The sequence below is a fragment of the Bradyrhizobium sp. genome (assembly GCF_019244115.1).
In the GTDB taxonomy this organism is placed as follows: Bacteria; Pseudomonadota; Alphaproteobacteria; order Rhizobiales; family Xanthobacteraceae; genus Bradyrhizobium.
Map to the genome: position 1 here is coordinate 1 of NZ_JAFATE010000674.1, position 17,710 is coordinate 17,710.

At 62.8% G+C, this 17,710-nt stretch carries 10 protein-coding genes and 1 pseudogene; 6 read left to right on the forward strand and 5 right to left on the reverse strand.

What is annotated here, in order from left to right; genetic code table 11:
* Positions 1-596: pseudogene (locus JOZ76_RS29260) on the reverse strand (hypothetical protein); the annotation flags it as partial.
* 292 nt (positions 597-888) lie between these two features.
* Here JOZ76_RS29260 and JOZ76_RS29265 point away from each other — a divergent pair.
* A complete protein-coding gene (locus JOZ76_RS29265) occupies positions 889-1,908 on the forward strand; it encodes a hypothetical protein (RefSeq protein ID WP_291704642.1) in 1,020 nt (339 codons plus the stop codon).
* Positions 1,908-3,341 carry an MBOAT family O-acyltransferase gene (locus JOZ76_RS29270; RefSeq protein ID WP_291704645.1) on the forward strand — a complete coding sequence of 478 codons (1,434 nt, stop codon included), beginning with the start codon at positions 1,908-1,910 and terminating at the stop codon, positions 3,339-3,341. The genes JOZ76_RS29265 and JOZ76_RS29270 overlap by 1 nt, the downstream gene beginning before the upstream one ends.
* A gap of 19 nt (positions 3,342-3,360) precedes the next feature.
* Here the strand turns inward: JOZ76_RS29270 and JOZ76_RS29275 are convergent, their stop codons facing one another.
* Positions 3,361-5,163, reverse strand: a complete 1,803-nt coding sequence (locus JOZ76_RS29275) for a carbamoyltransferase family protein (RefSeq protein ID WP_291704647.1) — start codon at positions 5,161-5,163, stop codon at positions 3,361-3,363.
* Positions 5,164-5,469: 306 nt separating this feature from the next.
* On the opposite strand from JOZ76_RS29275, the gene JOZ76_RS29280 reads away from it, so the two are divergent.
* On the forward strand, positions 5,470-6,606 hold the full coding sequence (locus JOZ76_RS29280) for an acyltransferase family protein (RefSeq protein WP_291704648.1): 1,137 nt from the start codon (positions 5,470-5,472) through the stop codon (positions 6,604-6,606).
* A 22-nt stretch (positions 6,607-6,628) separates the two neighbouring features.
* Here the strand turns inward: JOZ76_RS29280 and JOZ76_RS29285 are convergent, their stop codons facing one another.
* Genes JOZ76_RS29285 through JOZ76_RS29295 form a run of 3 tightly spaced genes read right to left on the reverse strand, consistent with a single transcriptional unit; the run spans position 6,629 to position 10,753 of the window.
* On the reverse strand, positions 6,629-8,827 hold the full coding sequence (locus tag JOZ76_RS29285) for a glycosyl hydrolase family 28-related protein (protein WP_291704650.1): 2,199 nt from the start codon (positions 8,825-8,827) through the stop codon (positions 6,629-6,631).
* A 37-nt stretch (positions 8,828-8,864) separates the two neighbouring features.
* Positions 8,865-9,776, reverse strand: a complete 912-nt coding sequence (locus JOZ76_RS29290; protein WP_291704652.1) for a glycosyltransferase family 2 protein — start codon at positions 9,774-9,776, stop codon at positions 8,865-8,867.
* Positions 9,777-9,832: 56 nt separating this feature from the next.
* Entirely contained in the window at positions 9,833-10,753 is a 921-nt protein-coding gene (locus tag JOZ76_RS29295; protein WP_291704660.1) for a peptidylprolyl isomerase, read from the reverse strand.
* A 514-nt stretch (positions 10,754-11,267) separates the two neighbouring features.
* Between JOZ76_RS29295 and JOZ76_RS29300 the strand changes: the two genes are divergently transcribed.
* The 3 genes from JOZ76_RS29300 to JOZ76_RS29310 form a co-directional block, all read left to right on the forward strand.
* Entirely contained in the window at positions 11,268-12,806 is a 1,539-nt protein-coding gene (locus tag JOZ76_RS29300) for a substrate-binding domain-containing protein (RefSeq protein WP_291704654.1), read from the forward strand.
* Between the two features lie 240 nt (positions 12,807-13,046).
* Entirely contained in the window at positions 13,047-13,931 is an 885-nt protein-coding gene (locus tag JOZ76_RS29305; protein WP_291704656.1) for a hypothetical protein, read from the forward strand.
* A gap of 398 nt (positions 13,932-14,329) precedes the next feature.
* A partial coding sequence (locus JOZ76_RS29310) for a filamentous hemagglutinin N-terminal domain-containing protein (RefSeq protein WP_291704658.1) occupies positions 14,330-17,710 on the forward strand: 3,381 nt, incomplete at its 3' end.

A 17,710-nucleotide genomic window follows, 5' to 3' on the forward strand; every position in this document is an offset into this window, starting at 1 on the left:
CGTGGACGGCGCTGCTGTGCCTGCAGCAGCAATCTCGTCGTCTCGAGACCGCCGCAGGCAAGCGCCACTCGGCGCGGTTCGATGCAGACCCTGCTCCTTGCGTCGGCAACGGTGAGGGCGGTCACCTTTTGGTCGTCCTCGGAGAGATGCAATTCCGTCACCGTCGCTACGAGCAGGACGCGGATGAGGTGGGAGTTCGACAGCTGCAGCCTGTGCCGCCTGCCGAGGTCGTTTTCTTGTGTCCATCGCTCGAGCTGGTCGCAGCGGGTGTCGCCAAATTCCGCCCAGCAGCCGGCGGGCGCGGTGAAACGGGCCGGCCCGATGCCGAAGAAGGCGGCAGCGGCCTCATACCATGCGGCGATCTCGTCGTGGGAAACCGGCCAGCCCGGGCAGCCGAGGTCGGGTCGACCAGCGAAATCCACATCATCAAGGGGAACGCAGCGTCCGCCCCACCAGCGCGAGGTCCCGCCGAGCCCGCGATGGATTGCGATCTCGGCAGGCGCGTGACGCTCGACATTGACGACATGCCCGGCGCTCAGCGCCATCGCGAACGGATCCGGCTGCTCGCGTCCGGATTCGATCAGCAGAACGGACATGCCGTATCTTTCGCATGCCAGCGCCAGGGCGATCCCGATCGGCCCTGCGCCGACGACGCAGAGATCGCAGTCAGGAAGTTTAGCAGCTTCGGAGAAGGAGATCAGCATGTGCCGGCCGTACTCAATGTCTGCGAACCGAATGCGGGCAGTGATATAGATGATAACAAACCGAAATGCGTGATTACATATCGCGAAATTGTAATGTTTGCTTGATAGTCATCGAAAGCTGAATGATGCAATGATAGTGCTACCGCTTCTTATCTTCCAGCCGGACGTCCCAACGAGGCGGTGCATGGTCTTCACGTCCCGATCGTCGTCAGCGACGCTGCCGTTGGCCGAGGATGAAGTGGCCGGTGCAGTCGCCGGCAACTGGCGCAGGCCGGTCGCGGCGTTCGTCCTTGCATTCGCTTCCGTGTGGCTCGCGTTGGATATGGCCTACATTGGGTTGCCATTCATCCGACCGGGCTCCGTCGTCATTGCGGATGGCAAATTCGAGACCCTGGTGACAGGCAGGATGTTCGATCCGCAAGATCGCTACCGCGTCATGATCTTCGGCCACAGCAAGGCGTTGACCGCAGCGCGCCCGCGCGAACTCGATGCAACGATGGGGGCGGGGTTCCGGTCCTACAACCTGGGCCTGCCGGGCGAGGTCCATTTCCTTCCGATCCTGAAAGCCGCGCTCGAGGCCGGCAATGTCCCGACGCATGTGCTGTTGACGCTGCCGTGGGACGGCAAGCGCGACAGGGACGGGCTGATCGACGCCTTGCACAACGACGCGGCGATCGCCAAGGTCTTGCTGCCGTTCCGGACATTGCCACGCGACGCAACCCTCTTCGTGTTCGAGAACAGGAAACGGCTGATCGAAGCCATCCACGATGTCGCGATCGAGCGCAGCCGCATGCTGGAGGAGCGCGGCTGGTACTTCATCAAGTCGCAGAGTCATTATGAGGATGATCGTCTGCCGGACGATTACGCGTTGCCGACTGATCAGCCGACTCACGTGGCCAGCCGCCCGATACCCGAACAATCGTTCACCCGCACCCGTCTCGAGCAACTCGCGAGGCAGTATGGGTTTCAAATCCTCCTGATACCGCTGCCGTATCGCACCGGTGAGTTCGCCCGGGCGCCTGCGGCGGATGCCGGCCCGGCAGCGATCATCGCGGATCAGCCGCCCATTCGTGTGCTGGGCCCAGCCTATTTCAGCTATCCGCCGGCGCTGTTCGCGGATCCTCAGCACACCAATCCGCAGGGTGCATCGGTTTATACCGCCGATCTCGCACGCCTCCTGAAGGGCAGCGGAGCGTTCCGCTGATGCTTTTCAATTCCTTCGAATTTTTCGCCTTCTTCACCGCTTTTCTGGTGGTGTTCTTTTCGCTGCCGTCGCGAGCGCAGCCGTTCATCCTGCTGATCGGCAGCTACATCTTCTACATGGGCTGGCTGCCGTCCTACGCGCTGCTGCTTGCGCTGACCACGGTGGTGGACTTTACTACCGGCCTCATCATGGCCGGGGCCCGCAGCGAGACCGGTCGCAAGATCGCCATGGCGACCGCGCTCACCGTCAACCTCGGCATCCTGGGGACTGTCAAATATCTCGACTTCACGATCGCGAACGTCATCGGGCTCGCCGGATTTTTCGGCTACCAGTTGCCTGATTTCGCGCTCGGCATCGTCCTTCCCGTCGGCATCTCCTTCTATACGTTTCAGTCGATCGGTTACACGCTCGACGTCTACAATCGCCGGATCGAGGCGGAGCGCAATTTCATCGTCTATGTGCAGTACGTCGCTTTTTTTCCGCAGCTCGTCGCGGGTCCGATCGAGCGGGCGCCGCACATGCTTCCGCAGTTCCGCAGCATCCATGGCCTGAGATTCGAGAATGTCGCGCCGGGCCTGTGGTTGATCGGATATGGCCTTTTCAAGAAAATGTGCGTCGCGGATGCGCTCGCGCCGATCGTCAACGGGATCTTTGCCGACCCGCAAGCCTATTCCGGCTCCTACAATCTGCTCGCCGGCGTCGCCTTTTCGATCCAGCTCTACTGCGACTTCTCCGGATATTCGGATGTCGCGCGCGGCGTCGCGCGCGTCATGGGTTTTGATCTCATGATCAACTTCCGGCAGCCGTTCTACGCCAGCAGCGTCACCGACATGTGGCGCAGATGGCATATTTCATTGATCTCGTGGTTCCGCGACTATCTGTACATTCCGCTGGGCGGCAACCGTGGAGGGGAAATCAAGACCGCACGCAATATCCTGATCGTGTGGCTGGCCTCGGGCCTCTGGCATGGCGCAGCGTGGACCTACGTCGTCTGGGGCGCGTATTATGGCTTCTGGCTGATCGTCGAGCGGCTCGTCCGTCACACCATCGCGCCAGAGCGATATCTCGGCAGCTCCTTGGAGAATGTGCTCGGGCGAATCTGGGCGCTTCCGATCTTTGCCGTCGGCATGATCTTCTTTCGCGCACCGAGCGTTGCGAGCGCGCTGACCATGTTGCGGAGCTTTGCCGATTTAGGGCCGCTGTCCTACGGCACCTTCAAGATGCTCGGCGTGCCGAGCTTCGAATTGGCGATGCTTGGCGTCTCGTTGTGCGTCCTCTTTGTCGCGGACTATTTCATCGCCTTCAGGCCGCAGCGCCTCGCCGAGCTCGCCGCATGCCCGCGGCTGCCCTTCGTGGCGGGTGTTGGCCTGACCTATTACGTCCTGCTATTCGGCGTGTTCGGACGGATCGAATTCATCTATTTTCAGTTTTGATTTGAAGCGCCGCCCCGGCTCAAGGGAGCAGGGCGTCTTCAGCCTCGGACGCGCAGGCCGCAGCGAGCCTGGCCTCGTGCTCGGGCTTCACCAGCAGATACCGGCCAAGGCAAAGCGCGTCGAGCCCGGTCCTGAGGAAGCAGTTCATCGCCTGGTCCGGCGTATCCACAATGGGTTCGTTCTCGTTGAAACTCGTGTTCAGCACGATTGGAATCCCGGACAGTCGCCCGAAGCATTCGATGAGCTCATAGTAAAGCGGGTTTGTATCCCGATCGATGCTCTGCAAGCGGCCGGTTCCGTCGACATGGGTGATCGCGGGCAATCGCTCGCGCCATTCGGGTCTGACCTTCACCACATGCATCATGAAAGGGCTGAAGACGTCCTGCTCGAAATAGGTCGCCACGGCCTTCTGCAGCACCGAGGGTGCAAAGGGGCGGAAGCTTTCACGCCGTTTGATCTTTGCGTTGATCACGTCCTTCATTTCCGGCCGCGTCGGGTCGGCCAGGATGGAGCGGTTGCCGAGTGCGCGGGGGCCCCATTCCGAGCGACCCTGGTACCAGCCGACCACGAGCCCCGCATGCAGCAGTGAAGCGACCACCCCTGGGATGACCGCGATCGGCATGGCTCGCATCGGGGTTTGCGCCCCCTCAGCGGCGCGGCGCATGCGATCATCGGGATACTCCGGCCCCCAATAGGCGTGCTTCATGTGAAAGCGTTCACGTCCGCCCGCCACATTGTGCCAGGTCCACAGACCGGCACCGATGCAAAGCCCGTCGTCCGACGACGCCGGCTGCATGTAGGCGCGCTGGAACGGCGTATCCCGCAGCAGGCGGGCGTTCATGACGCCGTTGAGCGCGCACCCTCCGGCATAGGCGACCTGACTGCTGGGCACGAGGCCATGCAGCCTCGCGAAGCAATGCAGAGCGACTTCCTCAAATCGAGCCTGGCAGGAGCGTGCAATATCCTTGTGGCTCTCCGTAAGCGCCTCACCGGGCTTGCGCGGCGATCCGAGCCTGTCGCGCCACTTGTCGGTGTAGAGGCGGAGCATTTTTACGCGGCCCTGTTCGTCGAGGGCCGTGCCATGACCACCACGATGCATACCGAAAAAGCCCTTGCGCAATTTGAACCATTCGTGGTCCGCCGTCGCGATCAACTCGCTCATGACCTCGGCGAAGCTGTTGCTGCCGTAGGGGGCGAGCCCCATCACCTTGTACTCCTCGCCGAACTGGTCGAAGCCGATGAACTGGCAGCAGGCAGTGTAGAAGAAGCCAACGCTGTCCGGCAGATGCACGCGATCGAGGATCTCGATGCGTGTGCCCTCGCAACGCGCCGCCATCGCGCTGACGAAATCGCCGCTGCCGTCATAAGAGAATCCGGCCGTGACACTTTCGAACGGAGAGCAATAGTAGGAACTCGCGATGTGCGACAGGTGATGCTCGACATTGATGGTCTTCGCCTTCAGAGCGTCCGGAGCCAGGCCGCAGGCCAGCGCGACCTGTTCGCCGATCCCGAGATCGGCGCGTGCCCGCCTCAAATGCTCCAGGGCGGCCATGGCGCCGGTCAGTGGATGTCGTAGCGCATAGGAGATCCGGGCCGTGCGGCTTTGGGCGGCGTCGCGCGCGACGGCGATGAAATCCAGTTCCGATGCGGCAATCCCGCCGATCGACAAAACGGACCTGATCGCATGCTGCGGGAAGGAGGGATCATGCTTGAGGCGCGATCCGAAGCGCTCCTCGGCTACCGCGGCGACGACCCTTCCATCCAGGATGAGGGCGGCGGACGCATCCGGGTGGTTGATGTTAAGGCCCAGAATGGCGGTCATGGATCCAGTCCTTTGGCGCTTGTCGGTCAGTGAAGGCGAACTTGCAGGTTGCACTCGTTGCGAGATCAGCTTTCGTTAACAACGAAACATATCAAGTCAGTGACTTGCGCTGGTCGTTCAAAGGACTTCCGGAGAAGCGGGGGCTGGTCTCACCTCATACGCAACGTCATCATCGGGTTGATAACGATATGAACGTTAGTGCAAGGTTCGGGTTGGCAGACATCACATCACTGTCACGCGATATGTGTTAAAGGCGGGTGCGGGTCGGACAAAGCCTTGGTCCGGGTTCGCATTGAGGCAGAAGCCATGACTCTGGTCGCGCAGGCCGTCATCTCTGGCCGAGCGGCCGCGAGCGCTGCGACGGAGCGGCGTCAGTATCGAACCCTGGACGGATTGAGGGGCGTTGCCGCCCTGAGCATCGTGATCCTGCACACGCCGCATTTCTTCAACCAGTGGCACCTCTCCGATAGCTTTCTCGCCGTCGACCTGTTCTTCGTGCTAAGTGGCTTTGTACTGGCGGCGGCCTATGAGCCGAAGCTGCAGGCCGGCATGACCGCGCTGAGCTTCCTTCGCATCCGCCTGATCAGGCTTTATCCGCTTTATCTCCTGGGCACCCTGTTCGGTGTGCCGGTGGCACTCATGGCGATGAAATTCGGGGGCAACGGTCTGTCGGTCGACTGGTCGGCCGGCCTGTTCGCGATCAGCCTGCCGCTTTCGCTGGTGATGCTGCCGATGCCTGCGGGCGGCGCGGATGGCTTTCTCTATCCGTTCAATCCGGTGCTATGGACGATCTTCTTCGAGATCGTGGTCAATTGTCTGTACGCGCTGCTGGCGAGGTCGTTGCGCCGATCCGAAAGCCTGGCCGTGCTGGTCGGTGTCTCCGCGCTCGTTCTCGGCGGTCTCGGCATCCTGCAATACGGCACGCTGGAAGGCGGCTCGACCTGGTTCACATTCGCCCTCGGGCTGAGTCGGATGATGTTCAGCTTCTTCTGCGGAGTGTTGATCTTCAGGTTTCGGTGGCCCGGAAAGATCCGTTCGTCCCTCGCAACCGTTGCGCTTTTGGCGGCACTCCTGGTCCTGCTGGGAGTCCCCCACAGTAATCTGAGTGCGCTTGCGACGATCCTGTTCCTGTTTCCGATGCTGGTGCTGACCGCATCATCCGTCGAGCCCGGGCCGACGCTGCAGCGAAGCTTCGGTTTGCTCGGCGGGGCCTCGTACGCCGTTTATGCCTTGCACAAGCCGTTGTATCAGATCCTGCTCGGCTTCCTGATCGTCGCATCACCGGTCAGGCCGCAGTCCATGGCGCCGTGGATCGGGATCGTATATGTGGGCCTGATGTTCGGGCTCTGCGTGCTGGTCGACCGCATCTATGATGCGCCCGCGAGGGAGCTTCTCAGGCGGCTGCTGGCCAGGGGCGAGCAGGTCGCAAAGCCGGCCGAGTGAAGCCGCCTCGCGGACAAAAATGTCATTTGACGATACGGGCGGCCTGGACGTTGCGACGGGCGAGGTAGGAGGCAACACCGCGGTCGATCACTAGGCCGACGCGCGACGGCCCGATGCTGTTCGCCTCGACGACGATATCGCGGATGCCGGGCGATGCCGCCGAAAAGCCTTCTATTCTGATATGGGCATCTTGATCGAGCTGATTTCCCCGCACGATGACCGCTTGTACGAGGGGCGGCTGGCCGGCGGTGGTTGCCTGCTGGTTGGCGCGGACGAACACCGAGGCTTCGTTCGAAAAAACGTTTCGGTCCGGCCCGGCCCGATACACGTTGCCCTCAAGGATATGATTGTTGAGAATCTGCACTTGCCAGCACGGCTGCAAATGGCCATAGGATAGTCCGATCGCGGCAAAGCCGCTGGTTCTGTTGGATCGGTTGCCTGCGATCACATGGCCGATCGCACTGCCGAAACTCTGCGCGCCGACACCGGTGTCTTCGAACGCATTGTCGACGACGAGATAGTTCTGCTGTGCCTGGACGACAGTGATTTCGGACGTGCGGTCGAGCGAGACCTGGAGTGCGCGGTTCAGCGTGACGGACAGCTCTTGCGCCGTCTTGGAGTATGACGCTACGCGGGCGTATTGGCCCGTGCCGCGGCCATTTACGACCATTACGAGAGCCCCGGTCCAGCTTGTGCTTGCAGGGTAGGGGTCGGGGGCGTCGCGCAGCGCGAGTTCGCGGGACGTTGTGCTTTCGGCGCGACCGAAATAGTAGCCGCCTGGTCCATCCGTCGTCATGGCTTCGCGGTCCCAGCCATAGATGGCCTTGAACGTATTGCCCCCGACAAAGACGTTTTCGGAGGCAGTGACGGATTTCGACAGAACGGTTATTCCGCCGCCGGTCGCCTGGAGATCGGCCGAGGTCACGAGGTTGTTTTCGAAGATGATCCTGCGAGATCCGAGCAGAATGTAGTTGCCGTCTCGCCCGTTGCTCAGGACGTTGTGTGAAATCAGCGCGTTGGCAGCCTTGAACAGGCGAAGAGACGTGCCGGACCCGAGGACATCGCAATCGGAAACCTCGATCCGGTCGCCAGTGAGGCGAATCGTATCGGGGCCACCGTCGGGAAAGATGCGACGGAAATCGCGCATTCTCTGGATGATTGCCTCCAGATCCATCTGGCCGCGAAAAGCCGACGCGCGAATCCTGACCCGCCTGATCGCAATATCGCCGGCATCTGGCGACAACCCGTCGCGCAGCACAAAACCTCCGGAGATGACGTGCAGGTGATTGGACGCGTAGATCGTGACGTCTTCGATCGAAAAATGCGATGTGCCTTGAAGCAATGCGGCGGGCGGGCTGGCAAAGTCCGGCCAGACGAGGTTGACGAGGTCGGTGCGCTCGCCCTTGATCTTCACATGCGGCGGGACAATGAGCGACTCAGTCACCAGGTAGCGGCCGCGGGGAAAATAGACGATGCCGCCGCCGCTCTGCGCCGCAGCGTCGATGGCGGATTTGATCGCATGCGTGCAATCGGCCTTGCCGTCTCCGATCGCACCATAGCCACGAACATCGAAGAACTGGGTCGGCCCGGGATCACGGGCGCGAACGTCAATGGTACCAGCATCGACCCACTCGGCCTCGCCGCCATCGCCGTTGAAGAGGCGCAATGTGTAGGAGCCCGGTTCGAGCCCGTCGGGAATCTGGGCGCTCGCCTGCCACAGATCGCCTTTGATCGGGACGGACGTTGCCGGCGCATTTGCTGCGTTCCGCAGCAAAAGGAGCCGCGCGCGATCCGCGCGGCGCACGATATTGCGGCCGAACATCCTGATCCAGCCCGAAGGCGATGCGGAATCGCCGAGATTGCCTTGGCTCCAATAGACGGTCGGCAGATTAACGCGGCCCGCAATCGTCCCGCCCGCATAAGTGAGCGTGAAGCGATATGTTCCGGGCGCAAACTCCTTCGGAATGATGAATTTCAGGGAAAATGGATTGGCCTGCAAGACCGCGACCTTGGTCTCCTGGTCCGATGCCGACGTTGATCCTTGATCGGCGATGCGCGCGACGCTCACCGACGTCGCCTCGTCGAGCGCCGATCCGCTGACAAGCACCGCCTCGTCGGGGCCGACCGGGTCGTTGAACCAGAATAACGCCGGCTCTGCCTCCGCATGGCCGATCCATGACCACTGCAGCGCCGCGAGAACGAAGATGTGCTTCCAGCGCATGACGGTGACCCCTCGTGGTGAGATCGTGATCCGGCACTCAGGGCTCGATCGCGAGACCGGTTAGGCGACGCAACTCGGCGCGTACCGCCGCCGGATCGTCGAGATGGGCGATGGCAGCCTCCAGTTCGTCGACCTTGGCGCCGACCAGGAAGCGGTACCAGAGGCCCTGCAGGCCGTGGTACACGAGGCCCTGCTTGCCATCCAAGAAGCCGAACTGAAAAAACATGCGAAACAGGAAGTAGGCCGGCACGCTGATCTGATAGGGGATCCGGTTATAGAGCCTCTCCTTGATCCAGCGCTTGATCGCCGCCTGACGCGAGCTTTTTTCAGTCAGATCGACATCGCGGGAAAAAAGCCGCCGGCGCTGGTTGATGATATCGATCGCCTCGCGCGTTGCGTATCTGTTGTGCTTGTCGGTGAAGAAGGTCAGGTCGTTGAGGTTGTGATCGCAAAAGCCCCCGTCGAAGGTGACGGTACGGCCGCCCCAGACGATCATATGCTCGTCCATCCAGCGGTTCTCGATGCGGCCGTGACCGCGCCGCCAGATTCTGAGCAGTACCAGCGGGTAGCGACCGCCGTGGCGTATCCAGCGCCCGAGAAAGATGTGCTTGCGTTTGAGGCTGACACCGACGATCTCAGGTGAAAGCTGCGGCAGTTCGCTCCGTATCCGCGCGGCAAGGTCCGGCTCGATCACCTCGTCGGCATCGAGGCGCATGATCCATGAAGCGGTGATCGGCGCGTTATCGAGCGCCCATTGGAACTGCCGGGCATAGTTGATGAAATTGCTCTGCAGCACGGTCGCGCCATGTGCGCGCGCCAGCGCCACGGTTCGATCGGTCGAGAAGCTGTCGACCACGAAGATCTCGCTTGCGATGGCGGCAACCGAGGCGATCGCGCGCGCGATGTGTCGCTCTTCATTGTGAGTCAAGATGACCACGGCGAGGCTCATGCCCGCAATCCTGCCGTGGTCACGCCCGCATCGGACGCTTCGGCCGCGGCATGGCGCTATTGACCCTGCGGGGCCGCTTTGGGACCGTCTGCCCTGTCCATCAGCTCGATCTTTGCCGTTTCGCGGGTCTTTTTCACCAGTTCGAATTGGGCCGTATTCGCGACCATCGCCGCAACCCTGTCCTTGATCTTATCGAGTTCCACCGGCTTGCGGACGCGCTGATCCTCGAGCTGGATGATGTGCCAGCCAACGGCCGTCTTGATCAGCGGCGAGACGTCGCCGTTTTTCATCGCGAACGCAGCCTCGGCATACTCTTTTCCCATCTCGGGCCTGGTTCGCCAGCCGAAATCGCCGCCCTTGGCCTTGGTCACCGGATCCTCGGACACGTCGGCAACGACGGCTGCGAAGTCTTCGCCGGCCTTGACCCTCGCCAGCGCCTTCTCGGCCTTGTCTTCCGCGGCCTTGACTGCGGCGTCATCCCTCGGGTCCCTGAACAGAAAGACCAGGTGACGAAGATGCAGCTCGACCTCGTTCTGCGCCGGCTTCAACACCACGTCCTCGTATGCCTTGCGAATGGCGTCGTCGGTGACTGCCTGCTGGCCGACGACCATCAACAGGTGGTTCATGAGCCCTTGATTGCGCGCGAAAGTGATGCGGCGCTGAATGTCGGCATCGTCGATGATCTTCCGCTCATTCGCCACTTGGGCGAGCAGGGTCGTGTCGATCACCATTTTCAGGATGGAAGCGCGCCGTTCGACCCTGTCCTGGCTCGGGAGGTTGCGGCCGATGATTTCGTCCACCAATTGCACGTCGCTCTCATGAATCTGCGTTCCATTGACGATGGCGACGACGGGATCGGCGTTGGCCGCTTGGCTAAAGGCTGGCCCAGCCGTCCCCAGCATTACGCCGAGGCAGATGGCCATTGCGCTGCGCATGGCGTTGATCGGACGAGGCAGGGGGGCAGGCGCGACGTTCATCACAGGAAGTCTCATTGGTTATTGGCTGGCCAGGAGTTCTCAGAGCGATCGGGCTGGGGGACGGCAAAGTCGATAACGTTAAGTACGCATATCGCACACTGATGTCATATCGTTCTTAACGAAGTGATCGTTACGGCCGTGTGATGTCAAAAAGACAAGTCGGTGACGGCCGGTGCGGCCGGATCGACGGCGGCTCTCGACGATCGGCGTCGATCGCGCTGCGCCGGCGCGGGGAACCGCGCGATCGAGGGACCCGCGGCCTGTTTATCGCGGACGTGTTATGTATCGCGATATCTCTTATCCATGGCAGTGAATGGGCGGTCGGGAGCGGTCCCTGATTTCGCTGGACAAATTCCAGCATCCATCCGTTCTTATCATAAGTCGTGCGCGCGCTATGTGGTAACATTAACATAATTCACAAAACAACAACGAAAGGCTCACATAGCGCGCGTAGGGTTCGCGCGACTCCGGTGTGGGGGAGTCGTCAAACGCATACAATTAGGAGGTTCTTGATATGCGGAATCTAAAAGCAGTGCTCATGGGCTCGGCCGCGTTCGCCTGTATCGGCGTCGCTTCCGATGGCGCGCAAGCGGGATCGGTCGCGTACGGTGCCGGTGCCACCTTTCCTCAGATTGCCTATCGGCAGTTGATGGACTGCTTGTACAATCAGGCGCAGGGCAGCGCTGGCCGTCCGGGCCCGCTCGCGATCGCGAAGAGCTGCCCGTTCTCCGGCGGCAACGGCAGCGGTTTCGGTGGCGAGATTCTCTACGCTCCGACCGGCTCGGGCAATGGCAAGCTGGTGCTGCGCACCAACAACAAGGCCAATATCGGCACGCCGTCGAACTCGGTCGCCTATACGGACTCCACCATCGGCGTCAACTCGACCGCCGACTATGATGGCGTCCAGTTCGCGGGCAGCGACGACATCATCAACTCGGCCGACATGGCCGCGTGGAATGCTGCTGGCAATCCTGCGACCTTCGGTAATCTGGTCCAAATTCCGGCGCTGATCGGGCCCGTCGCGCTCGGGTTCAACGGCACGGACGGCACCGGCGCCGCCCTCAACATCCTGCCCGCCGCGCCGACCGTGACCTTCCCCGACGGCTCGACCGCCACGGGCAGCAGCGGTCTCAACCTGTCGCGCACCGCGGTGTGCGGCATCGTCTCCGGCCACATCACGCAGTGGAACAACGCGATCCTGACCGCGCTCAATGGCGGCGCGCTCGGCACGGGCAACATCACCCTTGTCCATCGTCAGGATGGCAGCGGCACCACTTTCCTGTTCTCCAACGCGCTGGCGACGCAGTGCCAGTTCGAGATCGGCCCAAACAGCGAAAGCGACTCGACGATCGTGTCCTACGCGCTGCCGTGGACGGACCATGCCGGCAGCTGCCCGCGTCCGGTGGCTCACGGCGCCAACCAGCTGAACTGGCCGGATCAATTCCCGACCGACCAGTGCGGCACCGCGGTTGCCAATCCGGGCGGCGGTCACTTCGCCAACGCCTCCGGCAGCGGCAGCCTCGTCGCGCTCGTCTCCTCGACCAACGGCGCGATCGGCTACGCTTCGGCTGACTTCTGGCTGCCGGTCAAGACCGGTGGCAAGCCGACTGCGAACATCCAGTCGCAGTGGGACATCACCGCCGGCACCGGCCAGTTCCAGCCGCCGAGCTGGCAGGGTGCGCAAATTGCAATGGGTTCAGCCGTTCCGCAGTTCTCCGACGCCACCCGCATCAATCCGCTGGCGTGGAGCCTGCAGGGCGTGGTGCCGAATCCGGTCGTGCCGGGCTCCTACCCGCTCGCCGGCTTCACCTGGGTCGAAATGTATCAGTGCTACCAGAACCACGCCAATGGCAACAACGGCTTCATCTGGTTCCGGACCTGGCTGGACTTTCTCTACGGCAGCCAGGACGCCCACAACATCCTGCATGACAACGGCTTTGCCGAAGTCCCGGGCGCGTGGACGACCGAAATCTACAACCTGCTGAACGACCCGGCCCACGGCCCGGCCCAGAACGGCAACGGCGGCTGCACCACGCTCGCCGGCGCCTACTGATCCGGATCGGGCTTTCGCCTGATTGCGATCGAGACAACGCTGTGCACCCGGCTTCGCCGGGTGCACTTTCCACGTTATGTGATCGACAACATTGCGCACCCGCTTCACAATATCAGCACCAAAGAGTATACCAAGGGCATTATGTGATGTGTTATCGTTCGGTCGGCGCAGGCTGGGACCCGTGGTCGGCTGCTCGTGCTGAATGAGCGAACGGGCGAAAGGCGGTCCCGGATCATGTCGATGCGCGCGTGGGTTCTGCTGATCGCGCTCGTCGTGATCGGCAATGTCGAGGCACTTGCGACCGCCCCGCAGATCGTCGATCCCGGCGAGGACCTGTTCGAAGCAAAGGCTGACAGCCTGCGTCAGGGCGCCGAGCCGGGCGCCACGGCAAAACCGTTTCAAGGCGCGCCCGCAAGGCCCGATTCCAGATCTGAGCCGCGTCCTGCGGCGGCGCCGACGTCCGCAGCGCCGACCTCGGCAGCGCCGACCGTCACCGTACCGACCGCTGCTGCCCCGACCGCGGCCGCGACGACCCCCGAGCCAGCCGCAAATCCGCTCTGGGCTGTCCCGTTCAGTCGCTTGACCGAAACGCGCAACCGGCCGGTGTTTTCGCAGACGCGGCGTCCACGCCCTCTGCTCTCGAGCATGAAACCCGCTGCGATTGTCGCGCCTCAGCCAAAGCCGATCGAGCCGGAAAGGCCGCCGCTCTCGCTGGTCGGCACCGTCGCGGGCGGCGAGGGCGGCGGCATCGGCCTGTTCCTCAACACCGCCGACAAGAGCATCGTGCGTCTGAAGGCGGGCGAGAATCATCGCGGCTGGGTGCTGCGCATGGTCCGGCCGCACCAGGTGGAACTAGCCAAGGGGCTGGACAGCGCCGTCCTCGATCTGCCGCCGCCGGATTTGAAATCCGCTGCCGCGCCAGTCGCAGGCCTGCCGCCCGCAGCGCCGCGTCCGCCGATGCCATCACCTCCCGCCAACGCGTCCCTGCCGGGCAATGGCGCGGGGCCGATGACAGCCGCGCTGCCGGGGGCAGGGCAGAGCCGGCCAATGCTCGTGGTGCAGCCGCCCGGGCCGAACGCGACGCCAACGCCGCTCAATCCGTTCCGCTACGGGCGCCGCCCCTAGCGGGCGGCGGAATCGCGCGTACCCTCGCGGATTTGCGTGTCACATCGGTTGTGTTGCCGCGCAGACCCGTGCGTTAACGTCGATATCATAAAAACGGGCGTAGCCGAACGCCGATGTGAATCTGCTGATAAGTCGAAGTGAAGGCTACGTTATTTGACGCCTGGCCGATCTCCCGCGGCCTCGCGGTCACGTTCGACGATACAGATCTGACACATAAATGTTAGTAAACGAAAGGTAAATCCGTAACGCAGGTATTGACCGCGCGAACGGACGGGATGCCCCGTGTCCCGCGCGCAAGAACAGGTTGCATCATGTCTGATTGCCAGTCTCCCGCTCCTTTTCGGACCAGTGCAGCCGATCTGCCGGATCGTACCGAGCACGTCAGATGGAAACTCGGCATGCGACTGCGATATTGGCTGGTCCCGGTGGCATTCCGCGGTTCGCGGAGGGACATGACCGCGGGGCATGACGAGGTTTGGAGCGTGGGCATCAGCCGCAAGGTTCACGCGGCCCTGCTCGGCGGCGTCAGCGTGCTCGCGATCATGCTCGCGAGCAACGCGGGCAGGGCGCGCAACCTCAACTCGACCGGCCCAATCGCGGCAACGGCCGCGGCGCAGCAGGCGGCGATCGCGGCCGCCCAGCAGGCGGCCGGCGCGGCGGCGCAGGCCCAGGCATCGCTCGCGCGCGCAGCGGCCGCGCTCGCGGCGGCGCGCAAGCTACAGCTCGACGGCGCCGCGGCAGCGCAGGCCTCCTCGGTGCCGAACGGCGTGATCACCGGCGGGCTGATGCCGCTTGGCGGCACCAATGCCGACCCGATGGCCGGGATCAAGGCGGACCCGAGCAAATGGATCGGCGCCGGCGCGCCGACGCAGACCAGCAACGGCTCGCAGGTCGAGGTCGACATCCAGCAGAACCAGCCGAAGGCGCTGCTCTACTGGAACACGTTCAATGTCGGCGCCAACACCACGGTCAACTTCAACCAGCAGCAGTCCAATTGGATCGCGTTCAACCGCGTGACCAACTCGACATCACCGACCCAGATTCTCGGGCATGTGAACGCGCTTGGCTCCGTCTACATCATCAACAACAACGGCATCATTTTCGGCGCCGGCTCGCAGGTCAATGTCAACACGCTGGTGGCCTCGAGCCTCGACATCGGCAAGCTGGGCACCGACCTGCCGACGCGTGATTCCTATTTCCTCAACACCGGCATCACCAATCTCAATTCCTTCTCGTTCTACGATCCGGCGACCCAGGGCTCCGCGACGTCCAACGCCGTGGCGGGCAATATCGTCGTGGAGCGCGGTGCGTCGATCACCGCAAATGTCAGGAGCGATCTTGTTTCGACCGGTTCCCCCGGAAATGTCTATCTGTTCGGCGCCAATGTCCTTAATCATGGCTGGATCAGTGCGCCGACTGGCGAGGTCGGCATGGTCGCGGGGCGAATCATCGACCTCGTGCCGAACGGCTATTCGGTGCTGCCGACCGCCGTGCTCGGGACGGACTCCTCGGGCAATCCGCTGCAATTTCGTGGCACTGAGTTCACCATCTCCCCATTTGCATCGAGTTACGCCAGCAACGGATATCCGGGCACCGGCACCAGCAACGATGGCCGTCCCTATCTGTCGGGGACTGGCGCGGTCACTCATGACGGCCTGATCGAGTCCCCCGGTGGCATCGTCGTCATGAATGGCGACAAAATCGCCGTCAATAATCCCGGCGTGATCTCGGCCGACACCGCGATCGACCGCAACAGTTTCGTGATGTTGCGCGGCGCAACCAGCGTCACCATGAACGGCGTGATCACGAGCCTTCCCTTCGACGACGGCGCCTCGCCGCTGCCGACCGGCGGCTCCAGCGGCAGCACGGTACAGAGTTTCAAGCCGGCTTACATCGAGATGAGCGCTCAGAACACGGTGACCGTCGGATCCAGCGGGCTGATCTCGGCGCCATCGGCAAACGTGTCACTGCGCGCGATCTCCTTGAGCAATCCCAATCTCTACCTCACGACTGTAACCAATGAGGCCGGCGCCCAAGATCATCTTTTCAACCAGGGCCAGAACGGCGTCGATACGCTAAGCAGCGCCACCTCCCTGCCGCAAACCGTGCAGCTTTCGCCCGGCGCGACGATCGACGTCTCCGGTCTGGAGAACGTAACGCTGCCGGCGACCTACAACTTCGTCTCGTTCGCGCCGCGCGCGGAATTCGCCGACATGCCGCTGCAGCGGCCGCCGCTCGGCGGCCCGCTCTACGGCCAGACGCTGTGGATCGATATCCGCGCCTCCGGCATCCGCAGCGACGGCACGAGCTGGGTCGGCACGCCGCTCGCGGACGCCAGCGGTTATGTGTCCGCGGTCGGCCGCAGCATCTACCAGCTGATGACGAAGGGCGGCAGCGTCACTCTGCAGACCGATCTCAACACCAACAGCGGCGGCGGCCGGGTGCAGACCGCCGGCTCGGTCATCAACGTCGCCGGCGGCAGCGTCAATTTCCTGCCCGGCATGGTGCCGACCACGCGGCTGCTCGGCATCGATGGCCGCATCTACGGCATGGCCAATGCCGATCCGAACATGACCTATGAGGGGATCGCCGGCCAGTTCACGGTCGACCACTCGCACTGGGGCATCAAGGAGACCTGGTCCACGGGAACGCAGACCTTCTCGCCCGGCTATACCGATGGCCAGCCGGCCGGCAGCGTAACCGTGACGACGGTCAACCCGTCACTCCTGGGCACGATGTATTTCGGCTCGGTCGGCGGCCAACGCCAGATCGCCAACGGGCAACTGCCGAACCAGGGCTCGCTGTCGCTGACGACACCGTCGAGCGTGCAGATCGGGCCGGCGCCTTCGACCGACTACATCACGACGAGCGCAAGCACGACGCTTCTGTCCGCCGATACGCTCTCGGGCTACGGCTTGAGCTCGCTCTCGATCGCCTCCAACGATCTCGTCGTTTCCAGCGATAGCACGCTCAACCTCGCCGCCGGCGGCAGCTTTTCCGTTGTGGCGGGCGGCGCGATCGACATCGCGGGCACGGTATCGGCCGCGGGCGGCTCGATCAGTCTGACGACCGATCATCCCACCGTGGGCGGCAAGTTTGGCAGCGGCTTATTCAAGGAGCCGCTCGATCCGTCCAGCAAGGCAATTGTCGAAAGCGTCTTCGTCGAAGGCGCGCTCGACGTCAGCGGGCGCTTCGTCAATGACACCGGCCGCTTTGGTTCCGATATGGCTGGTCCCGCATTCATCAATGGCGGCACTATCTCGATCACGACCCGCAAGACAAGTGATGGAAAGCTTGTTGATAGAACAGGAAGTGTCATACTGGCCAAGGGCAGCCTGCTTGACGTTTCGAGCGGCGGCTACATCTCCCCGCTGGGCAAGCCGAAGACCACGTCGTCCGGCGTAATGGCCGGCAAGGCTGGCAGCATTTCGCTCTCGCTTTATCAGGGAATCTGGACGAACGACGTCAATGGTAACGACCTGCGACAACCGACGTCCGGTCACGTCGCCGTGCTTCAGCTCGACGGCGCGTTGCGCGGCTATGGCTTCGAAAGCAACGGCAGCCTGACGCTGAGCGGCGTCGACACCATACGGATCGGCGGAACGCTGCAGGCCGGAGAAACCTCGGGCATTCGCATCGGAGGTGTGGCATCGACGCTGCCGGTCGCCTTGCTCACCAGCGGCGGCTTCGGTTCCTATACGATCGATTCCGTGAGCGACGGGTGGACTGGTGCTACGGCGAACGTCGTCGTCTCCGCGGGGACCAACATCACCCTGCAG